General features: G+C 74.4%; 26 protein-coding genes. 9 read left to right on the top strand and 17 right to left on the bottom strand.

The annotated features are described in order from the left end of the window. Window positions 1–175 precede the first annotated feature (175 nt). The 7 genes from ACGH7X_RS20315 to ACGH7X_RS20285 all read right to left on the bottom strand — a co-directional run bounded on the left by ACGH7X_RS20315 (window position 176) and on the right by ACGH7X_RS20285 (window position 6,257). Window positions 176–598 (bottom strand): GtrA family protein, encoded by a 423-nt coding sequence (locus ACGH7X_RS20315; protein ID WP_399886817.1) that lies wholly within the window; start codon window positions 596–598, stop codon window positions 176–178. Window positions 599–754: 156 nt separating this feature from the next. After that, window positions 755–1,543: an ABC transporter permease gene (locus tag ACGH7X_RS20310; RefSeq protein ID WP_399886816.1), complete on the bottom strand. Its 789-nt coding sequence runs from the start codon at window positions 1,541–1,543 to the stop codon at window positions 755–757. Further along, complete coding sequence (locus tag ACGH7X_RS20305; RefSeq protein ID WP_399886815.1) at window positions 1,540–2,553, bottom strand: ATP-binding cassette domain-containing protein; 1,014 nt, start codon at window positions 2,551–2,553, stop codon at window positions 1,540–1,542. Before ACGH7X_RS20305 ends, ACGH7X_RS20310 begins: the two co-directional genes overlap by 4 nt. A gap of 80 nt (window positions 2,554–2,633) precedes the next feature. Then, window positions 2,634–3,476: a DUF4097 family beta strand repeat-containing protein gene (locus ACGH7X_RS20300; RefSeq protein ID WP_399886814.1), complete on the bottom strand. Its 843-nt coding sequence runs from the start codon at window positions 3,474–3,476 to the stop codon at window positions 2,634–2,636. Window positions 3,477–3,574: 98 nt separating this feature from the next. Next, complete coding sequence (locus ACGH7X_RS20295) at window positions 3,575–4,093, bottom strand: hypothetical protein (protein ID WP_399886813.1); 519 nt, start codon at window positions 4,091–4,093, stop codon at window positions 3,575–3,577. A gap of 174 nt (window positions 4,094–4,267) precedes the next feature. Further along, window positions 4,268–5,557, bottom strand: a complete 1,290-nt coding sequence (locus ACGH7X_RS20290; protein WP_399886812.1) for a phosphatase PAP2 family protein — start codon at window positions 5,555–5,557, stop codon at window positions 4,268–4,270. A 79-nt stretch (window positions 5,558–5,636) separates the two neighbouring features. Continuing rightward, a complete protein-coding gene (locus ACGH7X_RS20285) occupies window positions 5,637–6,257 on the bottom strand; it encodes a glyoxalase (protein WP_399886811.1) in 621 nt (206 codons plus the stop codon). A 170-nt stretch (window positions 6,258–6,427) separates the two neighbouring features. Here ACGH7X_RS20285 and ACGH7X_RS20280 point away from each other — a divergent pair, with 170 nt between their 5' ends. Continuing rightward, window positions 6,428–7,012, top strand: a complete 585-nt coding sequence (locus ACGH7X_RS20280) for a TerD family protein (protein WP_399886810.1) — start codon at window positions 6,428–6,430, stop codon at window positions 7,010–7,012. Window positions 7,013–7,057: 45 nt separating this feature from the next. On the opposite strand, the gene ACGH7X_RS20275 is transcribed toward ACGH7X_RS20280, so the two are convergent. Together ACGH7X_RS20275 and ACGH7X_RS20270 are read right to left on the bottom strand one after the other, a co-directional pair. Then, window positions 7,058–7,789, bottom strand: a complete 732-nt coding sequence (locus ACGH7X_RS20275; protein WP_399886809.1) for a ferritin-like domain-containing protein — start codon at window positions 7,787–7,789, stop codon at window positions 7,058–7,060. 74 nt (window positions 7,790–7,863) lie between these two features. Then, entirely contained in the window at window positions 7,864–8,517 is a 654-nt protein-coding gene (locus ACGH7X_RS20270) for a DNA-binding response regulator (RefSeq protein ID WP_399886808.1), read from the bottom strand. 123 nt (window positions 8,518–8,640) lie between these two features. Between ACGH7X_RS20270 and ACGH7X_RS20265 the strand changes: the two genes are divergently transcribed. Beyond that, window positions 8,641–9,498 (top strand): aldo/keto reductase, encoded by an 858-nt coding sequence (locus ACGH7X_RS20265; RefSeq protein ID WP_399886807.1) that lies wholly within the window; start codon window positions 8,641–8,643, stop codon window positions 9,496–9,498. A 121-nt stretch (window positions 9,499–9,619) separates the two neighbouring features. Then, the gene (locus ACGH7X_RS20260; protein WP_399886806.1) at window positions 9,620–9,745 is read left to right on the top strand and encodes a hypothetical protein; all 126 of its coding nucleotides are present in this window, start codon (window positions 9,620–9,622) and stop codon (window positions 9,743–9,745) included. Between the two features lie 39 nt (window positions 9,746–9,784). Here the strand turns inward: ACGH7X_RS20260 and ACGH7X_RS20255 are convergent, their stop codons facing one another. Next, a complete protein-coding gene (locus tag ACGH7X_RS20255; protein WP_399886805.1) occupies window positions 9,785–12,181 on the bottom strand; it encodes an FtsX-like permease family protein in 2,397 nt (798 codons plus the stop codon). Further along, window positions 12,178–12,939: an ABC transporter ATP-binding protein gene (locus ACGH7X_RS20250; protein WP_399886804.1), complete on the bottom strand. Its 762-nt coding sequence runs from the start codon at window positions 12,937–12,939 to the stop codon at window positions 12,178–12,180. The genes ACGH7X_RS20255 and ACGH7X_RS20250 overlap by 4 nt, the downstream gene beginning before the upstream one ends. 110 nt (window positions 12,940–13,049) lie before the next feature. Between ACGH7X_RS20250 and ACGH7X_RS20245 the strand changes: the two genes are divergently transcribed. The 5 genes from ACGH7X_RS20245 to ACGH7X_RS20225 all read left to right on the top strand — a co-directional run bounded on the left by ACGH7X_RS20245 (window position 13,050) and on the right by ACGH7X_RS20225 (window position 17,783). Next, window positions 13,050–14,231 (top strand): sensor histidine kinase, encoded by a 1,182-nt coding sequence (locus ACGH7X_RS20245; RefSeq protein WP_399886803.1) that lies wholly within the window; start codon window positions 13,050–13,052, stop codon window positions 14,229–14,231. Next, complete coding sequence (locus tag ACGH7X_RS20240) at window positions 14,207–14,866, top strand: response regulator (RefSeq protein ID WP_399886802.1); 660 nt, start codon at window positions 14,207–14,209, stop codon at window positions 14,864–14,866. The genes ACGH7X_RS20245 and ACGH7X_RS20240 overlap by 25 nt, the downstream gene beginning before the upstream one ends. Window positions 14,867–15,242: 376 nt before the next feature. Then, complete coding sequence (locus tag ACGH7X_RS20235; protein WP_055418803.1) at window positions 15,243–15,446, top strand: cold-shock protein; 204 nt, start codon at window positions 15,243–15,245, stop codon at window positions 15,444–15,446. Window positions 15,447–15,702: 256 nt separating this feature from the next. Further along, the gene (locus ACGH7X_RS20230) at window positions 15,703–17,265 is read left to right on the top strand and encodes a DEAD/DEAH box helicase (RefSeq protein WP_399886801.1); all 1,563 of its coding nucleotides are present in this window, start codon (window positions 15,703–15,705) and stop codon (window positions 17,263–17,265) included. Window positions 17,266–17,396: 131 nt separating this feature from the next. Next, window positions 17,397–17,783, top strand: coding sequence for an SCO5918 family protein (locus tag ACGH7X_RS20225; protein ID WP_399886800.1), 387 nt, complete (start codon window positions 17,397–17,399; stop codon window positions 17,781–17,783). Between the two features lie 2 nt (window positions 17,784–17,785). On the opposite strand, the gene ACGH7X_RS20220 is transcribed toward ACGH7X_RS20225, so the two are convergent. Genes ACGH7X_RS20220 through ACGH7X_RS20200 form a run of 5 tightly spaced genes read right to left on the bottom strand, consistent with a single transcriptional unit; the run spans window position 17,786 to window position 20,201 of the window. Further along, window positions 17,786–18,139, bottom strand: coding sequence for a DUF952 domain-containing protein (locus ACGH7X_RS20220; protein WP_399886799.1), 354 nt, complete (start codon window positions 18,137–18,139; stop codon window positions 17,786–17,788). Continuing rightward, the gene (locus ACGH7X_RS20215; RefSeq protein WP_399886798.1) at window positions 18,136–18,681 is read right to left on the bottom strand and encodes a hypothetical protein; all 546 of its coding nucleotides are present in this window, start codon (window positions 18,679–18,681) and stop codon (window positions 18,136–18,138) included. The genes ACGH7X_RS20220 and ACGH7X_RS20215 overlap by 4 nt, the downstream gene beginning before the upstream one ends. After that, window positions 18,665–19,156 (bottom strand): RNA polymerase sigma factor, encoded by a 492-nt coding sequence (locus ACGH7X_RS20210; RefSeq protein WP_003975205.1) that lies wholly within the window; start codon window positions 19,154–19,156, stop codon window positions 18,665–18,667. Before ACGH7X_RS20210 ends, ACGH7X_RS20215 begins: the two co-directional genes overlap by 17 nt. A gap of 41 nt (window positions 19,157–19,197) precedes the next feature. Then, window positions 19,198–19,821: a class F sortase gene (locus ACGH7X_RS20205; protein ID WP_399886797.1), complete on the bottom strand. Its 624-nt coding sequence runs from the start codon at window positions 19,819–19,821 to the stop codon at window positions 19,198–19,200. Beyond that, entirely contained in the window at window positions 19,818–20,201 is a 384-nt protein-coding gene (locus ACGH7X_RS20200; protein WP_399886796.1) for an LPXTG cell wall anchor domain-containing protein, read from the bottom strand. Before ACGH7X_RS20200 ends, ACGH7X_RS20205 begins: the two co-directional genes overlap by 4 nt. A gap of 200 nt (window positions 20,202–20,401) precedes the next feature. Here ACGH7X_RS20200 and ACGH7X_RS20195 point away from each other — a divergent pair, with 200 nt between their 5' ends. Continuing rightward, window positions 20,402–21,403: an NAD-dependent epimerase/dehydratase family protein gene (locus tag ACGH7X_RS20195; RefSeq protein WP_399886794.1), complete on the top strand. Its 1,002-nt coding sequence runs from the start codon at window positions 20,402–20,404 to the stop codon at window positions 21,401–21,403. Window positions 21,404–21,982: 579 nt separating this feature from the next. Here ACGH7X_RS20195 and ACGH7X_RS20190 read toward each other — a convergent pair. Beyond that, on the bottom strand, window positions 21,983–23,095 hold the full coding sequence (locus ACGH7X_RS20190; protein WP_399886793.1) for a sensor histidine kinase: 1,113 nt from the start codon (window positions 23,093–23,095) through the stop codon (window positions 21,983–21,985).

Raw genomic sequence — 23,095 nt, 5'->3', positions numbered from 1 at the left:
AACACCGCGATCATGGTGACGACGAAGGCCAGGTCGGCCATCGCAGGCTCCTAGTGGGGTTCGGAAAAGAGGCTGACATCGAGATGAGAGCCCCTTTCCGACCGGATTCGGCCACCGTTGATGGCTTCCATACGGCGGCACGAACGCCCTTGACGCCTCTCTGACGACGAGCGCCTCACGCCAGGGCGGGCAGCACCCGGCCACCCACCGCGGTCCGGGGCCCGGGGACGACCCGCGTGCGGCCGCGCGCGAAGACGACCAGGCGCAGCACCGCGAACCGCGCGACGCCGGCGAGGGCGGAGGCGGACAGGTAGACGACCTGCTCGATCACCGCGCCCGGCGTCGCCACCAGCTGGTGCAGGGCGAACATCGCCACGCAGGTCACCGCGTACGCGGCCGCCGCCGACCCGGCCGACCGGACGTGCTGGCGCCGGGTCGCGCGCCCGTCGGCACCGAAGGTGAAGCGGGCGTGCAGCTCGGTGGCGAGGACGGTGGAGACCACGGTGATCACGGCGTTGGCCAGGGCCCAGGGGATCCAGGAGGCGAGGGCCGCCACGGCGAGGCTGGAGGCGAGGCCCACCCCGCCGCCGCAGAGCACGAATCGCCACTAGAAAGTCATTCAACGCCACCCTGCGCCAGTCATGGCACCGCGAAAGGGCGGCGTACGCCGACGGGGTGTCGGAGTGCGTCGCCCCGGAGGCCGGGGACGGGCCGCGGGCGCCCGCCCGCGGAGGTTGCCGCCCGGTGCCTTGCCCTACTTCGGGTCGCGGTTGAAGACCGCCTTCGACCAGAAGGAGCCGAGCGCGCAGAGCGCCAGGCACCAGCCGAGGGCGAGCCAGCCGTTGTGGCCGATTTCGGTGCCGAGGAGCAGGCCGCGCAGGGTCTCGATGGCGGGCGTGAACGGCTGGTACTCGGCGATGGGCTGGAACCAGCCCGGCATCGCGTCGATGGGCACGAAGGTGCTGGAGATGAGGGGCAGGAAGATCAGTGGCATGGCGTTGTTGCCGGCGGCCTCGGCGTTCGGGCTGACCAGGCCCATTCCGACCGCGATCCAGGTGAGCGCCAGCGCGAACAGCGTGAGGAGCCCGAAGGCCGCGAGCCATTCCAGGAGGGTGGCGTCGGTGGAGCGGAAGCCGATGGCCACGGCGACGGCACCGACCAGGACCACACTGATCACCGACTGCAGGACGCTGCCGATGACGTGCCCGGTGATCACGGAGCCCCGGTGGATGGCCATGGTGCGGAAGCGGGCGATGATCCCCTCGGTCATGTCGTTGCAGACGGAGACCGCGGTGCCGATCGTGGTGCTGCCGATGGTCATCAGCAGCAGACCCGGCACGAGGAAGGCGACGTAGGCGGACCGGTCGGCGTCGCCGCCGATGCCGGCGCTCATCGTGTCTCCGAAGATGTAGACGAAGAGGAGCAGCAGCATGATCGGCGTGAGCAGGAGGTTCAGGGTGAGGGAGGGGTAGCGGCGGGCGTGCAGGAGGTTGCGGCGCAGCATGGTGGAGGAGTTGCGCGCGGCGAGGGGGAGAGTGCTCATCGGACCGTCTCCTTGGTCGCGTCGGACTGGGCGGGGACGTCGGCGCCGCCGGTCAGGGCGAAGAAGACGTCGTCGAGGTCGGGGGTGTGGACGGTGAGTTCGTCGGCCTCGATGCGGGCGTCGTCCAGGCGGTCGAGGACGGAGCGCAGGTCGCGCTGGCTGCCGTCGCTGGGGATCTGGAGGGTGAGGGAGTCCTCGTCCGGGGTCCCGGCGGGCAGGGCGGCGGCCGCGGCCCGGTAGGTGTCCGGGTCGGTGAAGCGGAGCCGGACGTGTCCGCCGGGGACGAGGCGTTTGAGTTCCTCGGGGGCGCCCTCGGCTGCGATCGTGCCGTCGTTGAGCACCGCGACACGGTCGGCGAGTTCGTCTGCCTCGTCCAGGTACTGGGTGGTGAGGAAGACGGTGGTGCCGCCGGTGACGAGTTCGCGGATGATCTGCCACATGTTGTGGCGGGAGCGGGGGTCGAGGCCGGTGGTGGGCTCGTCCAGGAAGATGATCCGCGGGCTGCCGACCAGGGTCATGGCGATGTCGAGGCGGCGTTTCATGCCGCCGGAGTAGGTGGCGGCGGGCTTCCCGGCGGCCTCGGTGAGACCGAATTGCTCCAGCAGTTCGGCGGCGACCCGCCGTCCCTCGCGCCGGGGGAGCAGGTGCAGGTCGGCCATGAGGAGCATGTTCTCCTCGCCGGTGATCAGACCGTCCACGGCCGAGAACTGCCCGGTGACACCGATCGCGGCCCGCACGGCCTGCGGGTCGGCGGCGAGGTCGTGGCCCGCGACCTGGGCCTGCCCGCCGTCGGCGGAGATGAGCGTGGACAGGATCTTCACGGCGGTGGTCTTGCCGGCACCGTTCGGCCCGAGCAGCGCGAACACGGACCCGGCCGGGATGCGCAGGTCGATGCCGTCCAGGACGGTCTTGTCGCCGTACGACTTGCGCAGACCTACGGTCGAGATCGCGGCGGCGGACGCGTGCGCACCGTCGCCCTTCCTGGGCGTGGGCATGACAGATGAAGGCATGGAGCCCTCCCGTTCGAGGGGTGGGGTGAAGGAGGATGAAGGAGGGGGCGGAGTGGGCGGAGCGCGGGGCCGGGCGGCGCTCAGGCCTTGGCGCGGCGGACGTCGATGTTGCCGTACCGGGTGCGGGCGCGAATCTTGACGGCGTCCTCGGGGTCCGCGGGGCTGCCGGACGCGGTGAGCGTGTTGCGCACCTGCCCGGCGCCCGAGTGGACGTCGAGCCAGGCGGCCGTGCCCTCGCGGACGCCGACCTCGATGGCGCCGTAGGAGGTCTCCAGCCGGACCTCTCCGCGGACCACTTCGTCCACCCGCAGGGTGCCGTGGGCGGTGGTGGCGGTGAGCGAGGCCTCGGCGCGGGCGACGTTGATGTCACCGTTGGCGTTCTTCACCCGCAGGTCGCCGAGTGCGGCGCCCACGGTCGTGGAACCGTGCGAGTTCTTCAGGACGGCCGGGCCGTCGATGACGCCGACGCGCACGCTGCCCGAGCTGGTGGTGATCTCGGCCGAGCCCTCGACCCGGTCCACGGTGACCGAGCCGTGGGAGGCGGTGAGCTGGAGCGGCCCGGTCGTGTCCAGGCGGACGTCACCGCCCGGGGTCTTCACCCGGACCTCGCCGAGCCGGCCCTCGCCGAGGACCTGGGTCCAGGAGCCTTCCACGTCGACGCGCGAGCCCGTGGGCAGCTCCACCGTCACGTCGACGCCGCCGGAGGGTCCGATGAAGCGGCGCTCCTTCGTGCTGATCGTCAGGACGCCGCTCACGTACGAGACCTCGGTCTGCTCGGCGGCCCGTACGTCCTTGTCCCGCCCGGGGTCGCCGGGGCGCACCTCGACGACCGTGTCGAGCCGGTCGCCCGCGGTGAAGCGGACGGAACCGGCGCCGACGTGGGCGGTCACGGCGATCGGCCGGGGAGTGTCGAAAGAAGGCATGGCTGTACCGTCCTCATGAGTCCGTGGGGCGTCCCCGCTGGTGGGACGTGGTGTGGGTGCGGAGCTCGATCTTTTCGGGGCGCGGGCGCGGCGCGCGGTTAACGCACCCAGCCGGTGAAGCTCTGCCCGACGCTGCGGGCGCGCTCCGCCGCGCCCGGCGCGCCACCGCCGTCGACCGCGGCCGACACGGCGCGCACCAGCCACGCGTTGACCGACAGGCCCTCGCGGCTCGCGGCGTCCTCGGCGCGCACCTTGAGGTGGGCCGGCAGGCGCAGGTTGACGCGGGCCATGCCGCCCTCGTCGCCGTCGGCGGGCGTCTGCGGCTTGAGCGGTTCGGCGGGTGCGGCCGACGCCGCGGGGGCGCTCTCGTCGGTGGGCGGCGGCGTCACCACGAAGTCGGGCTCGAGCCCGCGCAGCCGCACGTCGACCGACCCGGGGGCGAGTTCGCGGGTGATCTCGTCCATCGCGGCGGAGAGCACGTTGAGCATGGTCAGCCGGGTCGCCGACTCCAACGGGGCGATGAGCCTCTCGGCCAGCTCGCGGGCTTCGTCGCCCCCGGCTTCGGCGGCCACCGCGAGTTCGCGGCGGAGGGTGTCGACATACGGGGTGAGGTCCATGACGCCATCATGGCACCATGGTGGCGTCATGGACAAGCATTCATGGCACCAATTTCGGAAGGCCGCCAGAGAGAGCCACCTGACCTGCGCATATACGGGTGAGCCAGCCTGCACCCTCGTGGCGCCACGCATGGCACCACGCCTGCGGATGTGCTCAGCCCGCGTCAGGCCGCGTCAGGCCGCCTCGAGTCGGGGCTCCGGCCGCTGGGCCGGCGCCGCGGCCATCGGCGCCCACCCCTTCGTGGTCCGCGCATAGCCGTGGATCACCGAGGCCATCGCCAGGATCAGCAGCGGGCCGAAGACCCACGGATGGTGGGCCATCTCCAGCGACAGATAGCGGGTGGACGCCAGGATCGCGGCGAACACCACTGTTCCGTGGACGACCAGTTGGGTCCCCGACCGGTCCCAACCGCGGTCCAGCGAGCGCAGCGCCGCCTCGATCGTCAACGCGAACACCACACCGGCCACGAGGTCGATGGCGTAGTGGTAGCCGAAGCCCAGCGTCGCGCTGAGGGTGGCGGCCAGCCAGAACGTTCCCGCGTAGCGCAGGATCCGCGGGCCCGTGCGGGAGTGGACGAAGATCACGGTGGCCCACGCCGTGTGCAGGCTGGGCATGCAGTTGCGCGGTGTGACCCCGTCGTACGTCACCGGGTGGGGCGCGATGAGGGGCGGTGTCGTGTGGGGCCACAGGCTGGCGATCGCCCATTGCTCGCCGCCGGTGCCGAAGGCGCCGCTGCCGTAGGCGAAGACCGGTCCGACGACCGGGAAGATCATGTAGATGCCCGGCCCGAGAAGGCCGATCAGCAGGAAGGTGCGCACCAGGTGATGGCGCGGGAACCGGCGCTCGGCCGCCACCTTGCGCAACTGGTACAGCGCGACGACGACCGCGGCCACCGCGAGTTGGACGTAGACCCAGTCGAGGAGGTGGTCACCGACCGGGCCCGTGGCCCTGACGATCCGGCCCGCCAGCCACGACGGGTTGCCCAGCGCGTGGTCGGCGGTCGCCACGTACTGGTCGAGCACCGTCGGGCGGGTCTTCGACGTGATCAGCAGCCACGCGTCGCCCGTCTTGCGGCCGGCCACCAGCAGGAGGCCCAGCCCGACCCCCTTCAGCAGGAGGACGCGTTCCTCGCCGGTGCGCCGCGTGAACGCGACGACCGCGCAGCCCAGGATCACCCACAGCGCGCCGTTGCCGAAGGAGTGGCTGCCGGACACGGAGGCGTCCGCCGCCCACCGCACCAGCGCGACGACGAGGTCGACGCCGACCGCGGCGGCCGCCGCGACGAACCGCTGCCGCCAGGTGAGGACCACCATCGTCAACGCCATGCCGGCGTACAGCAGGGGGCCCGAAGCGGGCGCGAATATCAGCTCTTTGGCCTGGTTGGTCATCGGCCCCGGCAGGCCGTAGCGACGCGCGGCGATCTCCAGCACTATGAGGAACGCGAGGGTCGCCGCCCCCGCCACGGCCCAGAGTCTCGCCCGCGGCCGGGGCCAACGTATTCGCGGAGTTTCCCGTGATGACATGCACAGGAAGACGAACGGATCACACGCTGAGTTCCGGCACCCAGGCGAAGCCGTCCGGGTCGCTGAACGGCTCTCCGGCGCCGGAGAGGACGAGACGGTGGGAGCCGGTGCCCTCGGCGGCGACGCCCGCGACCTTGGCGAGGGCCCGGCGCTTGTAGAGTGAGAGCTTGACGGTGCCCGGGGCGGAGGCGAACTCGACGTACTTGCCGCCGAAGCTCTTGCCCACGGTGAGGCCCTGCTCGACGTAGAACTTCTTGGTGGCCTTGACGTCCTCGACGCCCAGGAGGAGGACGATCTCGTCGAAGTCGCGGGTGACGGGGGCGGTGTCCTTCTTCGACGACGTGGCGATCTGCCAGACCGTGCCGTCCGGCGCCTGGACGACCCCTCCGTAGCCCCACAGCGACTTCGCGGCGGGCTTGAGGACGGTGGCGCCGCCCTCGACGGCGGAGGCGAAGAGTGCGTCGACGTTGCCCGGCTGCGCCACCACGAGCGACAGGGTGAAGCCGCGGAAGCCGGTCGTCGGGGCGTCGGAGGCGCGTACGCGTACCCGCGACGAGTCCAGTCCGAAGGCGTCGGAGTAGAAGCGGGCGGCGGCCTCGGTGTCGGCCACCTCCAAGGTGACGGAGTCGATGGAGTTCATGTCGTTGACGCTAGTGGCGGCGGGGCGCGCGGCGCTTCTCGAAAACTGACCGGCCGGCGCCGGCCGTCCCGGGACGGCCGGCGCCGCAGCGACAGACCCGCCATATCGGAATTTGGCCGCGCCAGGCACACTTTGGCCAGACAGGCACGACGACGGAGGATGACCCACACATGATCACGCTCACCAAGGAAGACGGCCCGGCGGACCTGGACGGAGTGACCCACCTGTCCATCGGCGTCTCCTGGGACCCCACCGCCGGCAGCAGCGGCGGGGTGCTCGGCAAGCTGCGCCGCAAGACCGGCACCGACCTCGACCTGATCGCCGTCGCCCTCCAGGGCGGAGACCCGGTACGCCTCGCCGGTCTCGACTCGCTCGACCCCATGGGCAACGGCTCGCTGCTCCACAGCGGCGACAACCAGACCGGACACGGGGACGGCGACGACGAGACGGTGACCGTCGAGTTCGCGCGGCTCCCGAGCGTCATCACGTCGATCGTGTTCGTCGCCGCCGCGTACAAGAAGGGCAGTTCCTTCCAGAAGGCCCGCAACATCAGCTTCAAGGTCTACGACGCGAGCGGCGGCGGCACGCAGCAGGTCGCCGACATCTGGCCCAGCCTGCTCAGCCAGGACAACGGCTGCGCCGTGGCCAAGGCCGTGCGGGTCGGCGGCACCTGGAAGCTCGAGGTGATCAACGAGACGGGCAAGGTCAAGCAGGGCGACGAACACGCCCTGATGCGCTTCGCCGTCAGCAAGTAGCACGGGCGGGCGGAGGCCATCGGGGTTCCTCCGGGCGTCCGGCGCTCACTCCTCACCGGACCGCGTGCCCGGCGGCGGAGCCAGTACCGCGCGGACCACCTCGGCGGACGAGGCCATGACGTCGGCCGCGAAACGGCGCCGGCCGACGCCGAGCCGGCGCAGACCCCGGCCGTGGTCGACGGCGACGACGAGGGTGGCCGCGAGCAGGAGCAGCCGCCACAGGGCCATCACGGGGCGGCGTGCGAAGCGGGGCAGTTCGTCCAGCGAGGCGTGCAGCCGCTCGCAGTGGAAGGGCACGTGGCGCCGCTCGTCGGCCAGGATCCGTCCGGCCACGTCCGTGGTGAGCGCGTCCTCGGTCCCGTCGCGCAGGGCCCGGTAGTACCGCAGTGCCACGACCTCGGCGATCATCAGCACCAGCAGTTCCAGGCGCAGGCCCATCAGCCGCCGCAGCCGTACGAAGACGGTGTCGCTCCAGTGGCCGCGCAGCGTCGGCACGCCGCCCGCGGCCAGCAGCCGGGCCAGCAGCCGGGCGTGGTTCTGTTCCTCGGCGACGAAGAGCCGGACCGCCCGCGCGTAGTCGGCGTCGCCCGCCCGGTCCGACTTGCCGACCAGGTTGGCGCCGTCACCGTCCTCGCCGACCTGGAAGCGCTGGATGCCCGCCCACACCGCCTCGGGCAGCACGGCGCCCCGCTCCCAGTCCGGGTCCCCCTGCTCCCGTCTGCGCTCGCGCTCGTCCTCGAACCGCCGTGTCCACTCGGCGAACCCGCCCGTACCCACCCCGCCGCCCCTCTCCGGGACACGGCCGCCGTGCCCTGGAAGGAGACGACGCCGACGGACGCCGAACCGTTCCCTCAGCCGCTCAGGCCGAGTTCGCCCGCGCGCACCCCCGCCTGGAACCGCGACCCCGCGTCGAGGGTGTCGAGCAGTTCGGCGACCCGGCGCCGGTAGGTACGCAGCGACATGCCCAGCTCCCGCGCGGCGGCCTCGTCGGTGGCGCCCGAACCCAGAGCCCGCAGCACCGTCCGGCTCCCGGCGTCCAGGTGGGGCTGCTCGCCCCGCAGGAAGGACGCGAGGTCGGCGGCCGCCTCCCAGGCCGCTTCGAACAGGGCGTACACGCCGCCGACCAGGGTGGGCGCGGTGGTCACCGTGTACGCACGGCCCTCCGGCGAGTCCGCTCCGGCGAGGATCGCGCAGCGCCGGTCGATGACGATCGTCTCGTGCGGGAGGGCGCCGGCGGCGATCCGTACCCGGGCGCCCCGGGCGGCCAGCTCGCTCAGGTGCGCGCGGCCGTCCTCGTCGGCCAGCGCGGCCGGGCTGAGCAGCTTGCGGACCCGCTGCGTCCCGCTCTCCCGCACCCGGGCCGTGGCGACCCGCCGGGCGGCGGGGCGGGGCCAGGTGTCGAGGTCGCGGGCGGCGCACACGAACTCCTCACGCACCGAGGAGAAGAGATGCCCGGCACGGGCCATCAGCTCCAGGTCACCGTGGATCGTCACGCTCTCTGCCATACACCGATTGTGCCGCCTGCCGCCCTGTTGGTCCCCGCCGCCGCGACATTCCCCCCGGCCTCGCTCCTGGCAGCAAGCTGCCACGGTCTCGCGGCCCGCGGCGCCCCCGCGCAGGCTGACGGCATGAGCAACGACTTCCGCCTCGGCGGCGACCTGACCATCGGCCGGCTCGGCTTCGGAGCCATGCGCCTGCCCACCAACAGCTTCCTCGGCCCGGCCCGCGACCCGGAGACCGGCCGCGCCGTACTGCGCCGTGCCGTGGAACTCGGCGTCAACCACATCGACACCGCCGCCTTCTACACCAGCGACGACGGCTCCGTCCGCGCCAACGACCTGATCCGCGAGGCCCTGCACCCCTACCCGGACGACCTGGTGATCGCCACCAAGGTCGGCCCGCTGCGCACCCCCGACGGCGGCCTGGCGGCGACCACCGATCCGGCGGCGCTGCGGGCGCTGGTCGAGGAGAACCTCCAGACCCTCGGCGTCGACCGCCTCGACCTGGTCTACCTCCGCATCGGCGGAATGGAGCCGCCGCCGCACGGCGAGTCCGTCGCCGCCCGCTTCGAGGCGCTGGCCGCGCTGCGCGAGGAGGGCCTGATCCGCCACCTGGGCCTGAGTCACGTGGACGCCGGGCACCTCGCCGAGGCGCGCGCGATCGCGCCCGTCGCCGCCGTCCAGAACCACTTCCACACCGACAACCGCGACGACACGGAGGTGCTGGAGCTGTGCGAGGAGGCCGGCATCGCCTACGTGCCGTTCTTCCCGCTGGGCGGCGGCCTGAGCGACCTCAGCGGGGACCGTATCGCCAAGGTCGCGGACCGGCACGGCGCCACGGTCCCGCAGATCGCCCTGGCCTGGCTGCTCGCCTCCTCCCCCGTCACCCTCGCCATCCCCGGCACCGGCTCGCCCGCCCACCTGGAGGAGAACACGGCCGCCGGGTCGATCGTCCTCACCGCTGAGGACCTCACCGACCTCGGCTGACCCGGCGGCCGGGCGCCCCGGGCGAGCCCGGCGAGCCCGTCAGGCCCGGCGCATACGCCGCAGCGCGGACCGGGCCGGCAGGACCGTGGCCGCCGCGGCCAGAAACAGACAGGCCACCACCGTGCCGGCCAGTCAGGCCGGGCGCTCCGGTCGGGCCCGGCGAGCCCGTCAGGCCCGGCGCATGGAGGAGAACACGGCCGCCGGGTCGATCGTCCTCACCGCTGAGGACCTCACCGACCTCGGCTGACCCGGCGGCCGGGCGCCCCGGGCGAGCCCGGCGAGCCCGTCAGGCCCGGCGCATACGCCGCAGCGCGGACCGGGCCGGCAGGACCGTGGCCGCCGCGGCCAGGAACAGACAGGCCACCACCGTGCCCGCGAGCCAGGGCCAGGCGACCCGCAACTCCACCGGCAGACCCAGCGACCGGCGCATGCCGTGGACCGTGCCGAACAGGGCCGGCGCGGCCACCGCCAGGCCGAGCACGGCGCCCAGGGCGACCACGCAGCACGTCTCGGCCGCGAGGGCGAGCAGGATCTGGCGCGGGGTCGCACCGGACAGGCGCAGGACCCGGAGGTCCCGTACCCGGCCCGCGGTCGCCGCCAGCAGGGTGGCGGCGACGGCGATCGCGGTGTAGCCCGCCGACACCGCGACGAGGATCAGGGTGAAGAGCCGGACCAGTCGGTCGTCCTCCGCGTCGTCCGCGGCCGCGTACCGCGCCACCGTGACCTCCTCGGCACCCAGTCCGTCCGGCAGCCGCGCCGGGGCGGGGCCGGTCCGGTAGACGACGTCCGCCAGCGCGGACGGATCGTGGGCGCGCACGAGGTCGCGGGGGAGGAGGACCTGGTACGGCAGCGCCTGGTCCTCGATCACGGCGGCCACGCGCAGCCGCCGGGTGCGGCCGTCGTCGAAGGTCACCTCGGCGCTGCCGCCCTCGCGCCAGCCGTGCGCGGCGGCCACCGCGTCCGTGACGACGACCGTGTCGCCCCTCGTGCCACCGCTCGGCACCGGCACGGCGTACGCCCGGCCGAAGTCCGCGCTCACCCCGGCCGCCGTCAGGGCCGCCCGTCCGGCACCGCCGTAGACGGTCGTGGACAGCGGCGCCGTGCCCTCGACCCGGGCGGCAACGGCGTCCGACAGACCCGGGGTTCCCCTCGGTACGACGGCCGCCTCGGCCCGTACGGCCGCGGCCCGCCGGGCGGTGTCGGCGCTCTGGGTGGTCTGCACGGTGCTGGTGATCAGTACGGCGAAGGCGACGGTCGCCAGCACGGGGGCGACGGTGGCGGCGGTGCGGCGCACCGCGGTGATCATGTTCTCGCGTACGAGTACGGCCGTCGCCCCGGGACGACGGGCCAGCGGGCGGGTCAGCAGCCCGATCACGGGCCCGACCAGCGCCGGCACGAGGAGGGTCAGGCCGGTCGTCAGGCCCATCGCCGCGCCGAGGCCCAGCAGCACCATGCCGTCGGGGCCCGAGAAGGCCGTGCCCACCGAGCAGGCCGCGCCCACGCCCGTCGCCGCCAGGCCGGTGCCCCACCGGCGGCGCGTCATCGGGCGGCTGTCCACCGCGGCGTCCCGCATGGCCTCCAGCGGCCCGACGCGGGACGCCCGGCGCGACGCCGCCCCGGCGCCGAGGAGCGCCACCACCGGGCCCAGCGCGAAGGCCGCGGCCGGCACCCACCACCGCAGGCGTACGGCGAAGCCCGCCGGCTGGAAGCCCGCGTCGATCAGCAGACCGGTCATGGCGGGGGCGAGCGCCACCCCCAGCAGCGCTCCCACCGCCGCGCCGACGGCCCCCACCGTCAGCGCCTCGCCGTACACCGTCCGCTTCACCTGCCGCGGCGTGGCGCCGATGGTGCGCAGCAGGCCGAACTCGCGGCGGCGCTGCGCGACCGTGAACGCGAACGTCGAGGAGACGACGAACACCGTGACGAAGGCGGAGAGCAGCGCCATCGCGGTGAGTACCTGGCCGCCGATCCAGCGGGTCGTCTCGTCCCGCTTGGGCGCCAGCGCGTCCCGGGCCCCGCCGGCCAGGACCGTGCCGTCGCCGCCGACGACGCGCCGCGCGGCGGCCTCGACGCCGGCGGGGTCGGCCCCGGGGTCCAGGAGCAGCCCGATGGTCCGTACCCCGCCGGCCAGTTCGGCGGCCCGGCGGTCGGTGACGTAGTAGCCGGGGCCGTCCGTCGTCCCGGACACCGAGAAGTCCCGCGGTCCGCGCGCGGTGAGCACCGTGACCCTCTCGCCGGGCTCGTGGCCGAGGGACGCGTCCAGCACGATCTCGCCCGCGGCGGCCGGTGCCCGGCCCGCGCTCAGGCCGTACGAGGCGAGCGCGGCCGCGGACCAGGGGTGGCCCTGCCGCTCCCCCTCGCGCTGCTCGGTGCCCGTCGCCTGTGCGTAGAAGGAGCGGTCCGCCACCGCGGCGGCGACCGAGGGGAGTCCGGCCAGTTCGCGGCGCAGCCCCTCGGCACGCTCCGGTGTCCACGGCGGGTTCTCCACGAACACCCCGTCGGTCCGCGTCCCCGCCGGGCTCTGCACCAGTACCGGCGCGCCCGCCAGCCGGTCCGGCACCCGCGCGCCGTCCGACAGCAGGACCAGCGCGCTCATGGCCACCACCGCGACGCCCAGCGCCACGGCCACGAAGGAGCCCAGGAAGGAGGGCCACCGCTCCCGCACGGTCGCCGGGCCGATCACGGCCGCACCTCCAGCGCGGCCGTCCGCGCCGCGATCGCCTCGGCGCCCTCGGCGCCCGGCAGTTCGTCCACGAGCCGTCCGTCCGCGAGCAGCACCACGCGGTCCGCGTGCGCGGCGGCGGCCGGGTCGTGCGTCACCATCACGACCGTCTGGCCGCGGCCGTCCACCAGGTCCCGCAGCAGCCCGAGCACCGCGCGCGAGGCCCGGGTGTCCAGCGCGCCGGTCGGCTCGTCGGCGAAGAGGACCGCGGGACGGGTGATCATCGCCCGTGCGATCGCGACGCGCTGCCGCTGGCCGCCGGAGAGTTCGCTCGGCCGGTGCGCGCCGCGGTCCGCGAGCCCGACGGCGGTGAGCGCCGCCGCGACCTCGTCGGGAGCGGGACGGCGGCCGGCCAGACGCAGGGGCAGTTCGACGTTCTGCGCGGCGGACAGGGCGGACACCAGGTTGAACTCCTGGAAGACGAAGCCCACCCGTTCCCGGCGCAGCAGCGTCAGCGCGTTCTCGTCCAGCGCGCCCAGTTCCGTACCGCCGATCAGCACCTCCCCGGCGGTCGGCCGGTCGATGCCCGCCGCGCAGTGCAGCAGGGTGGACTTGCCGGAGCCGGAGGGGCCCATGACGGCCGTCATCGTGCCCGCGGCGAAGGACGTGGACACGCCGTCGAGGGCGGTGACGGCCTGCTCCCCCGTGCCGTGGCGTCTGGTCACCGCGCGCAGCTCGACGGGCCGCACGGCCGCGGCGGTGGTCTGTGTGGTGGTCATGGTGCAAGGCAACGGCAGGAGTACCGGCGGACGCATTGGTGCCTGGGCGAGAGGACACACTCCACCTGGCACTACCGACCCGGCGGACCCGCGCGGCTACGGTCGACCGGGTGACCCCGCGAACCGTCCTGGAGGCCCTCACCCGCAGCCCGCTGGGCTTTCTGCGTACCGCCTGGCCGTGGCGGGCGCTGGGGCACCTGCTGTCCGGCGGGGTGTTCGCGACCCTCACCTACCTCGGTGTCGCGGGGCTGCTGACCGCCTCCTTCGGCACGCTCGCCGAGGTGCTCTGCGCGGCCGCCGTCCTCGTCTTCGCCGCCGCCCTCGCGGGGCCCCTGGAACGGCGCCGCCTCACTCTCGTGGACCGCGGCGACGCCGGTGCCCGGCCCGGGCCGCGAGGCGGGCCACTGGCCGCCGGATACGGTGCCGTGTCCGTCCTGGCCGTGGGCTGGGCGGACCTGGCCGTGGCGCTGGTGTCGCTCGGCATCCCGGGTTTCCTCCTCCTCACCCCCCTCCAGCCCACCGCCTCCGCCTGGCAGGGCGTCGCCGGGCCGGTCGCGGGCGCCCTGCTCCTGCCGGTGGCCGCGTATCCCATCGGTGTGTGGGCCGGGGTCCGGGCCGCCGTGACCCGCGCCGTCCTCTTCCCCCAGGACCGTGAGCTGCGCGAGGTGGTCCGCTCCCGGGCCCGCCTCGTCGACGCCTTCGAGACCGAGCGCCGCCGCATCGAACGCGACCTCCACGACGGCGCCCAGCAGCGCCTCGTCGCCCTCACCGTGAAACTGGGCCTCGCCTCCCTCGACCTGCCGCCCGACAGCGCCGCGGCGAAGGAGGTCGGCGAGGCCCACGCCCTGGCCAAGGAGGCACTCACCGAGCTGCGGGAGCTGATCCGCGGCATCCATCCGCAGATCCTCACCGAGCGGGGCGTGCCCGCCGCCGTACGGGACATCGCGGGGCGCTGCCCGGTCCCCGCCGACCTCGACCTCGAACTCCCCGGCCGGCTGCCGGCCGCCGTCGAGCAGACGGCGTACTTCGTGACCGCCGAGGCGCTCACCAACATCGCCCGGCACAGCGGTGCCGGCCGCTGCCGCGTCACCGCCCGCTGCCACGACGGCGTACTCCGCCTCGACATCGAGGACGACGGCTCCGGCTGCGCCGACCCCGCCCGCGGTACGGGACTCACCGGTCTCGCCGACCGGATCGCCGCCGCCGACGGCAGAATGTTCCTGTCCAGCCCGCCCGGCGGGCCCACCCTGCTGAGAGCGGAGCTCCCGTGCGGCCGTCCCTCCGCATCGTGATCGCGGAGGACGCGGTCCTCCTGCGCGAAGGCCTCGTCCATCTGCTCGGGCGCTTCGGCCACCGGGTCCTGGCCGCCGTGGGCGACGGCCCCGCGCTGCTCGCCGCCGCCCGGGAACACCGGCCGGACCTGGTGATCACCGACGTCCGGATGCCGCCCGGCCAGAGTGACGAAGGGCTGCGCACGGCCCGCCGACTCCAGGCCGAGCAGCCGGAGCTGGCGGTCCTGGTCCTCAGTCAGTACGTCGAGCAGACCTTCGCCGACGAACTCCTCGACGACCGGCGCGGCCGGGCCGGCACCGGCTACCTGCTCAAGGAACGCATCGGTGACGTCGAGGAGTTCGCCGATGCCGTCACCCGTGTCGCCGCCGGTGCGACGGTCGTCGACCCCGACGTCGTACGCCAGTTGCTCGCCCGTCGCAGGGATCCGCTCGAGCGGCTCACCCCGCGTGAGCACGAGGTGCTCGCGCTGATGGCCGAGGGGCGGTCCAACGCGGCCGTCGCCCGCCGTCTCGTCGTCACCGAGGCCGCCGTCGCCAAGCACATCGCGGGCATCCTGCAGAAGCTCGACCTGCCGCCCGCGGCGCCCGACGACCACCGCCGGGTCCTGGCGGTACTGGCCTATCTCCGGGCCTGAAGCGGCGTGTCCTTTGTCTCGGTACACAGCTCTCGCCGCTTTTGTCGCTTTGGCGTCCGGACGAGCTCCCGCCGAGCCCACGGCGGTACATCACAGGAGGTCACGGCCCTGCGGGCGGGAGCAGCGGGCGCAAGACTGCCGTCCCGGCGGGCCAATATCTGCCCCCATGGCGGGAGAAACCGCCCGGACGCCCGGGGAATATTCCCCGGCGGGCCGATCGGGGCAGGATTATCGCCGGCTCCCGGCCGATCACGGCGTGCTACTGTCGATGGAAGTTGCAGTTGTGGTTGCCTGAAGGTTTTTCCGACGGGGTGATCATCACGGCGACCGGAGTGCACACAGGGTGAACTCCGAGCACCGTACCGAAGGAGAAAACATGGCTTCCGGCACCGTGAAGTGGTTCAACGCCGAAAAGGGCTTCGGCTTCATCGAGCAGGACGGCGGCGGCCCCGACGTCTTCGCCCACTACTCGAACATCAACGCCCAGGGCTTCCGCGAGCTGCTCGAGGGTCAGAAGGTGACGTTCGACATCGCGCAGGGCCAGAAGGGCCCGACGGCCGAGAACATCGTTCCCGCCTGACGCTCACGCATACTTCGCAGCTGGGGCCCGCACCTTGGGGTGCGGGCCCCAGCTCGCCGCGTTTCCGGGCGCACGACGCCCCGCGGGGGCACGGATTTCCCCCCGCTCATTCAGTTTCCCCGCTTTCATCAATTCTCCCGGTCCACTCGGCCCACCGCGCCGAAATCGACCGGGGCCGGCTCGTTCTTGCGATTCCCTGCGCCGCTCTTCCGCTGCGGGTCTCCCTTGCTACGTGCCGTATCAAGGAAGGTTCCCCATGAACCGCGCACGCACCAACGACCGCCGGCGCTCCGGCGAAGCCCCCCGTCGCTCGAAGGCGACCGGCCGCTCCCAGAGCTCCGGCCGCAGGCCGGCCGCCGCCCCCCAGGGCGAGTTCGCGCTGCCGAAGACGGTCACACCGGCGCTGCCCGCCGTCGAGACGTTCGCCGAACTCGACATGCCGGACCGCCTGCTGGCCGCCCTCGGCACCGAGGGCGTGACCGTGCCGTTCCCGATCCAGGCGGCGACCCTGCCGAACTCCCTGGCCGGCCGCGACGTGCTCGGCCGCGGCCGCACCGGTTCGGGCAAGACCCTCGCCTTCGGCCTCGCCCTGCTGGCCCGCACGGCCGGCAGGCGCGCCGAGCCGCGACGCCCGCTCTCCCTGGTCCTCGTACCCACCCGTGAGCTGGCCCAGCAGGTCACCGACGCGCTCACCCCGTACGCCCGCGCCGTGGGCCTGCGCTCGGCCACCGTGGTCGGCGGCATGTCCATCGGCCGGCAGGCCGGCGCGCTGCGCTCCGGCGCGGAGCTGGTCGTCGCGACGCCCGGACGGCTCAAGGACCTCATCGACCGGGGCGACTGCCACCTCGGCGACGTCACCATCACCGTCCTGGACGAGGCCGACCAGATGACCGACATGGGCTTCATGCCCCAGGTCACCGCGCTGCTCGACCAAGTGCGCCCCGAGGGCCAGCGGATGCTGTTCTCCGCCACCCTGGACCGCAACGTCGACCGGCTGGTCCGCCGCTACCTGACGGACCCGGTGGTCCACTCCGTCGACCCCTCGGCCGGTGCCGTCACCACGATGGAACACCACGTGCTGCACGTGCACGAGGAGGACAAGCAGCGCACGACCGTCGAGATCGCCGCCCGCGAGGGCCGGGTGATCATGTTCCTCGACACCAAGCACCGGGTGGACCGGCTGGTGAAGCACCTGCTGAAGAGCGGGGTGCGCGCCGCCGGCCTGCACGGCGGCAAGTCCCAGCCGCAGCGCACCCGGACCCTCGCCCAGTTCAAGGACGGGCACGTGACGGCCCTGGTGGCGACCAACGTCGCGGCCCGCGGCATCCACGTCGACAACCTCGACCTGGTCGTCAACGTGGACCCGCCCGGCGACCACAAGGACTACCTGCACCGCGGTGGCCGCACCGCCCGGGCCGGCGAGTCCGGCAGCGTCGTCACCCTGGTGACGCCGGATCAGCGGCGTGAGATGACCCGGCTGATGTCCCTGGCCGGTATCAACCCGCAGGTCACGCCGGTCCGCTCGGGCGAGGCCGAGCTGTCCCGCATCACCGGTGCGCAGGCCCCCTCGGGTGTGCCCGTCGTCATCGCCGTACCGGTCGTGGAGCGCCCCCGGCGCGCCGCGTCCGGGGCGGGCTCCTCGTCCCGCGGCCGCCGCGGCCGCTCGGCCCAGGGGCGCGGCGGACAGGGCGCCGCCGCCCAGAGCCGCACCGCCGCACAGCCCCGCACCGGTCAGGGCCGCGCCGTCCAGGGACGGCCCGCCGGCGAGGCCCCGCGCCGCAGGCCGCGCCGGCAGTCCGCCGGCGGCTCGGCGGCCTAGGAGCAGCCGCCCACCACCTGCCCCACCTGCCCCACCCGTCCTACCCGTCCTACCCGTCCTATCCGTCCCAGCCGACCGACTCCGGCGAACGGTAGAACCCACCCGCCCCATCTCCCCCTTGTGGAGGCATCATGCGCTGTGTCATCGCCCGGTACCCGTTCGACCTCACCAAGGGCGGGGTGCTGGATTCGATGAAGGGCGTGACGCCCGAAACCGTCACCGGTGAGTCGGTGACGATCGGGCGCCGCCGCTACCCCGTCAAGCAGGTGGGCGAGGTCGTCACCCGGCAGGACCGCCGCGACTTCTCCAGCGGCGAGGTGACCCGGGCGATGGCCCGTCTGGGCTTCACGTGCCACCCCGCTCCCGGGGCCGTGCCCGCCCCGGCGCCCGCGACCACGCCGGTCGAGACGGCGTCCGCGCTGCTCGGCGGCGCCTCGTCGGCCGAGTCCACGCTGCTCGGCGCGCCGGCCGAGTCCACGTCCACGCTGCTCGGCGGCACCGCGCCCCAGGAGTTCTGAGGTCAGAACAGTCCCGCGGCCCGGCCCTCGTCGTCCCAGCGGACCTCCAGCACACGCTGGACGGCCGCGCGGTCGAGAGGGCCGAGCACGTGGGGGAACAGCGTGCCTTCGGGCACCCCGGGCGGCGGGGCGGGGTCGGCCGCCTCCCGGACACACCTCGCGGTGAGCCGTTCCTCGTCGAGGAGCAGCGCCACCAGCGGCCGGGGCACGCCGCGGTAGAACGCGTTGACGACGGCGAGGGTCGTCTCCTCGTCGGGCGAGCAGTGGACGAACCCGTCCTCGGTGAGCGAGGCGGGGGCGTACGGGCGGCCCGGGTCGGCGTTCCACTCGGCGAGCGGCACCACGTGATAGATCATCGCCCCGTTGTAGCAGCCGCGCCGTCGTCCTCAGAGGGCGTCGGTACGGCGCCGGGGCCGGACGACGCCTGCCGTCCGGGCGCGTTCGACGGCGCCCGGCCGACGGGCGGGGTCCTCGGCTCCGTGGAGGGCTCGGAGGGTCCGGCGGGTTCGGACGGCGAGGGCGTGGCGGCGGTCGGGGACGGCGGGCCGGAGCTCGGGGCGGGGGCCCGTGGGGAGTCCTGGGGCGGGGCCGGACTGGGTGAGAGCTCCGGCGTCGGGTCGGCGGGGGCCGGGGCCAGCGGCGCGGTCGGACGGGTGGGGGCCGCGGGGGCCGACCAGTTCAGCGGCAGCGCGATCAGGGCGGCGGCGGCAGCGGTCGCGGCGGCACCGGCGGCGGCGCGCACGAGACGCCGGCGGGACGCCGCCCGGCGGATCGCCTCGTAGCGGCCCGGGGGCGGGCCCAGGAAGTCGGCGCCCGGACGCAGTACGACCAGCAGCGGATCGTCGTCGTCCCGCTCGAACCCCGGCTCGTCCATCTCGTCCTCAAGGCGTGTGGTCAAGGCTTCTCCTCAGATGGACGCGGAGCAGTTCGCGGGCCGCGTGCAGGTCGGCCTTGACGGTTCCTTCCTTGCGTCCGGTCAGCACGGACACCTCCCGGATCGGCATGTCGGCGTAGTAGTGGAGAAGGATCGGCACGCGCAGCCGCTCCGGCAGGGACTGTACGAGCAGCCGCACCGAGGGGTCGGCCTGTTCCGGGTGCGGGCGCACGGCGACCTCGGCGGTGACCCGGCGCACCGCCCGGCGCTCGCGCTCCAGTTTGCGCCAGTGGTCCCGGACCAGGTTGGCGGCCGTGACGTAGAGGAAGCCGCGGGGCTCCTCCACGGACGTCCAGCGGGCCCAGAGCCGGGTGAACGCCTCGGAGGCGATCTCGTGGGCCGTCTCGTCGTCGTCGACGAGCCGGCGGCACCAGCCGGCGAGGCGCGGATACAGGGCGGCGAACAGCTCGGACGCCGCCCTGTCACGGGACCGTTTCAACGCTCTCCATGGTCGTGAGGGTAGGCAATACGCACGGTCGGTCAGGAGGCCGCGGGGCGCGTCGTGTTCAGCTCGGCGAAGACGATCACGTTGTCCCGGTACTCCTCGCCCGCCTTCGGACCGCCGCAGGTGATGAGCCGCAACTCCGGCCCCGCCACGTCCCCGTAGACGTCGTCCGTCGGGAAGTCGGCCTTGTCCACCGTCCGTACGGCGGTGACCGTGAACTCCGCTGCCGTGCCGTTCTCCAGGCGGGTGTCGATCCGGTCACCCCGGTGCAGCCGCGCGAGGTCGCGGAAGACGCCGTCCCCGTACGTGCCCACGGTGACGTGGCCGAGGATCACCGACGGTCCCACCTGCCCCGGGGTCGGTGAGTGGCGGTACCAGCCGGCGCGGTCGTCGTCCGTGACGGGCGGGACCTCCACCGTGCCGTCCGACGCCAACCCCAGCCCCATCACGGGGGTGTCGACGTCGATGGCGGGGATGCGCAGGCCCACCGGGACCGAACGCGCCAGGGGCCGCGCCGACTTCGCCGGGGCGTTCGCGGGCGGTGCCGTGGTCGCGGAGCGCGCGGGGGCGGTGTCGTCGTCCCCCTGGCCGCCGCCGCAGCCCACGAGCAGCGCGGCCAGCGCGACGGTGGCGAGAGCGTGCCCGGGGCGCGGGATCATGCCCCGGTCGCCGCCCGTCGACGGCGTACGACGAACAGGACCGCGCCGCCCGCCAGGAGCACCCCGCCGGCGCCCGCGCCGATGAGCCCCTCGTCGGTTCCCGTGGTGTCGGAGGGCGCCGCCACACCGGTGTCGGCCGCGCCCTCCGGTACGACGGAGACCTGGCCGTCGGCCGGCGCGGGGGCCGGGGCCCGGGTGGGCTCGCCCGCCGGGGCACTGGGGGACGGCGTGGCGGCCTCGGCCGGTCCGGTGCCGGGGCTCGGGGCGCTCTCGGCGGGGGCGGAGGGGACCGGGGAGGGGTCGTCGGCGAACGCGGGCGCGGTGCCCGCCAGTACGGCGGTGCAGGCCAGGGCCACGGCACTGAGGATGGTTCGGCGCATCGGGTCGCTCTCTCTCGTCGGCGGTGCGGATGCGCACCGCGTGTGTGCTGCGGATCGGACGGAGAGACGAGGCGGGGGAGGGGCGGGTTGTAAAGAGCCGGCAAAGTCACTGTCGGTCACGTCGGCTCCGCTCCTTACGGACCCGTGACGTGCCGGTCGGCGCGCCCGGCCTGGCGCCCCCGCGGGCCTAGCGTGGGCGTATGCGCGTACTGGTCACCGGCGGTGCCGGATTCATCGGGTCCCATGTCGTGGAGGCCCTGCGGGAGCACGGGCACGAGCCCGTCTGCTACGACGTCCGCGAGGACCCCGGCGCCGACGTGCGCGACCCGGCGGCCGTCGCCCGGGCGCTGGCCGGCGTGGACGCCGTGTGCCACCAGGCGGCGATGGTCGGGCTCGGCGACGGGTTCGCCGACGCGGCGGAGTACGTCTCGCGCAACGACCTGGGCACCGCCGTGCTGCTCGCCGCCATGGCCGGGGCGGGCGTGCGGCGGCTCGTGCTCGCCGGGTCGATGGTCGTGTACGGGGAGGGGCGGTACGTGTGCCCCCGGCACGGGGTGGTGCGGCCGGGGCCGCGTGCCGTCGCCGACCTGGACGCGGGCCGGTTCGAGCCCACGTGCCCCCGGTGCGGCGCGGACCTGTCCCCGGGGCTGGTCGGCGAGGACGCCCCGGCCGACCCGCGCAACGTGTACGCCACCACCAAGCTCGCCCAGGAGCACCTGGCCGCCGCCTGGGCCCGGGCGAGTGGCGCGACGGCGGTGTCGCTGCGCTACCACAACGTGTACGGCCCCCGGATGCCCCGCGACACCCCGTACGCCGGCGTCGCCTCCTTCTTCCGCTCCGCGCTCGCCCGCGGCGAGGCCCCGCGCGTCTTCGAGGACGGCCGTCAGCGCCGGGACTTCGTGCACGTGCGGGACGTGGCCGCGGCGAACGTCGCGGCCCTGGAGGCCCGGCCGCCGGACGGCACCCTCACCGCTTACAACACCGGCAGCGGCGAGCCGCACACGGTGGGCGAGATGGCCACCGCCCTGGCCGCCGCCTACGGCGGGCCCGAGCCCGTCGTCACCGGCGAGTACCGCCTCGGCGACGTACGCCACATCACCGCCGACTCGGCACGCCTGCGGGACGCCCTGGGCTGGCGGCCACGCGTGGGATTCGCCGAGGGCATGCGGGAGTTCGCACGAGCGGGCCTGCGGGGCGACTGAACCCGTCCCCCACCACCGACACCCACCGACCGGCGGACCACCCACATCCCGACTCCGCCGTGCGCCCCGTCCCCCGCCGGCCGCTACGCGCCCCCGGCGCGGGGCGGCCGGTGGCTGCGGCACGGCCCGCACCAGCGTGCCCCGAGACCCGGTGGTGCGGGAGGGACGCGCTCCGGAGGAGGGCGGCGCGACCGAACCCGTATCGCCCGGACCACGCCGACGCACCCCCAAAACCCGTGGCGGCCGTTCAGACGCCGGGACAGGGCGCTGCGACCGCAGTCGTCCCGCCCAGCCACACACCGACGCAGCCCAGAACCGGTGGTGCGGGAGGGACACGCTCCGGAGGAGGGCGGCGCGACCGAACCCGTACCGCCCGGACCACGCCGACGCACCCCCAAAACCCGTGGCGGCCGTTCAGGCGCCGGGACAGGGCGCTGCGACCGCAGTCGTCCCGCCCAGCCACACACCGACGCAGCCCAGAACCGGTGGCGAACAGGCCGGGCGTCGAGGCAGGGCGGTGCGACCAGGGCCGTGGCGCCCGGACCACGCCGACGGGATCCGGGCACGCAGGCCGGCGGGTCAGGCGTCCGCCAGGGGCAGGGTGACCTCGAAGCGGCAGCCGCCGGGGATGTTGTGGACCGTGGCGCGGCCGCGGTGGGCCTCGACGATGCCGCGGACGATGGCGAGGCCGAGGCCCGCGCCGGCCGGGGGCGTACGGGCGTGGGTGCCGCGCCACCCGGTGTCGAACACGCGCGGCAGGTCCTCCTCGGGGATGCCGCCGCAGCCGTCGGACACGGAGACCACCACGCCCTGGCCCGACCGCTCGGCGGCGACCGCGACCGTGCCGTCGGCGGGGGTCCGGCGGATGGCGTTGACCAGGAGGTTGCCGAGGACCCGGCTCATCTCCTTGCCGTCGACCTCGACCGGCACGGCCGCCACCGCGTCGCCGACCAGCCGTACGCCCTGTTCGCGCGCGAGCGGGTCCGCGCCCGCGAGGGCGTCGCCGACCAGGTCGTAGAGGGAGATCCGGGCCGGGGCGAGGGCGAGCGTGCCGGCGTGGATGCGGGAGAGTTCGAAGAGGTCGCCGACCATGTCGTTGAGGCGTTCCACCTCGGTGCGGATCTGGCGGAGGTAGCGGTCGGGGTCGGCGGCGACCTTGTCCTCCAGCGCCTCGGACATGGCGCGCAGGCCGGCCAGCGGGGTGCGCAGGTCGTGCGAGATCCAGGCGACCAGTTCGCGCCGGGAGGTCTCCAGGGCGCGCTCCCGCTCCCGGGACTGGGCGAGCCGGGCGCTGGTGGCGGCCAGCTCGCGGCTGAGCGCGGCCAGTTCGGCGGTCGCCGGGGTGGTCGGCGCCGCGTAGTCGCCGCCGTCGCCGAACGACCGTGCCGCGGCGGTCAGTTCACGGCTCCGGGCGACCACCCAGCGGCCCAGCAGCAGCGCGGTGGCCAGGGAGACCACGGCCGCCATCGCCACGACGGTCGTGACGACGGACAGGTCGTGCGGGGACAGGAACATCGCCCAGGCGACCGCGAGCGTGCCCGCGAGCATCGCGAGGACGGCGACCGCCGCGACCACCGCGAGCGACGCGGTCAGCGAACGCCGCCGGATCAGCCGCAGCACGGCCGCGCCGGCCAGTCCGGTGGCGGCGGCACCGGCGAAGGCGTACAGGGCGATGAGGAGGGTGGCGTGCAC

Source organism: Streptomyces sp. BBFR51, from assembly GCF_044591655.1.
Classification (GTDB): domain Bacteria; phylum Actinomycetota; class Actinomycetes; order Streptomycetales; family Streptomycetaceae; genus Streptomyces.
The sequence above is the reverse complement of the archived record's forward strand: the minus strand, read 5'-3'. Positions and strand labels throughout refer to the sequence as shown.

Excerpts from the sequence above, each read along its gene's own strand:
- ACGH7X_RS20310 (WP_399886816.1), bottom strand. The coding sequence starts at position 1,543 with ATGAGCACTCTCCCCCTCGCCGCGCGCAACTCCTCCACCATGCTGCGC.
- ACGH7X_RS20305 (WP_399886815.1), bottom strand. The coding sequence starts at position 2,553 with ATGCCTTCATCTGTCATGCCCACGCCCAGGAAGGGCGACGGTGCGCAC.
- ACGH7X_RS20300 (WP_399886814.1), bottom strand. The coding sequence starts at position 3,476 with ATGCCTTCTTTCGACACTCCCCGGCCGATCGCCGTGACCGCCCACGTC.
- ACGH7X_RS20295 (WP_399886813.1), bottom strand. The coding sequence starts at position 4,093 with ATGGACCTCACCCCGTATGTCGACACCCTCCGCCGCGAACTCGCGGTG.
- ACGH7X_RS20285 (WP_399886811.1), bottom strand. The coding sequence starts at position 6,257 with ATGAACTCCATCGACTCCGTCACCTTGGAGGTGGCCGACACCGAGGCC.
- ACGH7X_RS20280 (WP_399886810.1), top strand. The coding sequence starts at position 6,428 with ATGATCACGCTCACCAAGGAAGACGGCCCGGCGGACCTGGACGGAGTG.
- ACGH7X_RS20270 (WP_399886808.1), bottom strand. The coding sequence starts at position 8,517 with ATGGCAGAGAGCGTGACGATCCACGGTGACCTGGAGCTGATGGCCCGT.
- ACGH7X_RS20265 (WP_399886807.1), top strand. The coding sequence starts at position 8,641 with ATGAGCAACGACTTCCGCCTCGGCGGCGACCTGACCATCGGCCGGCTC.
- ACGH7X_RS20250 (WP_399886804.1), bottom strand. The coding sequence starts at position 12,939 with ATGACCACCACACAGACCACCGCCGCGGCCGTGCGGCCCGTCGAGCTG.
- ACGH7X_RS20235 (WP_055418803.1), top strand. The coding sequence starts at position 15,243 with ATGGCTTCCGGCACCGTGAAGTGGTTCAACGCCGAAAAGGGCTTCGGC.
- ACGH7X_RS20230 (WP_399886801.1), top strand. The coding sequence starts at position 15,703 with ATGAACCGCGCACGCACCAACGACCGCCGGCGCTCCGGCGAAGCCCCC.
- ACGH7X_RS20225 (WP_399886800.1), top strand. The coding sequence starts at position 17,397 with ATGCGCTGTGTCATCGCCCGGTACCCGTTCGACCTCACCAAGGGCGGG.
- ACGH7X_RS20220 (WP_399886799.1), bottom strand. The coding sequence starts at position 18,139 with ATGATCTATCACGTGGTGCCGCTCGCCGAGTGGAACGCCGACCCGGGC.
- ACGH7X_RS20205 (WP_399886797.1), bottom strand. The coding sequence starts at position 19,821 with ATGATCCCGCGCCCCGGGCACGCTCTCGCCACCGTCGCGCTGGCCGCG.
- ACGH7X_RS20200 (WP_399886796.1), bottom strand. The coding sequence starts at position 20,201 with ATGCGCCGAACCATCCTCAGTGCCGTGGCCCTGGCCTGCACCGCCGTA.
- ACGH7X_RS20195 (WP_399886794.1), top strand. The coding sequence starts at position 20,402 with ATGCGCGTACTGGTCACCGGCGGTGCCGGATTCATCGGGTCCCATGTC.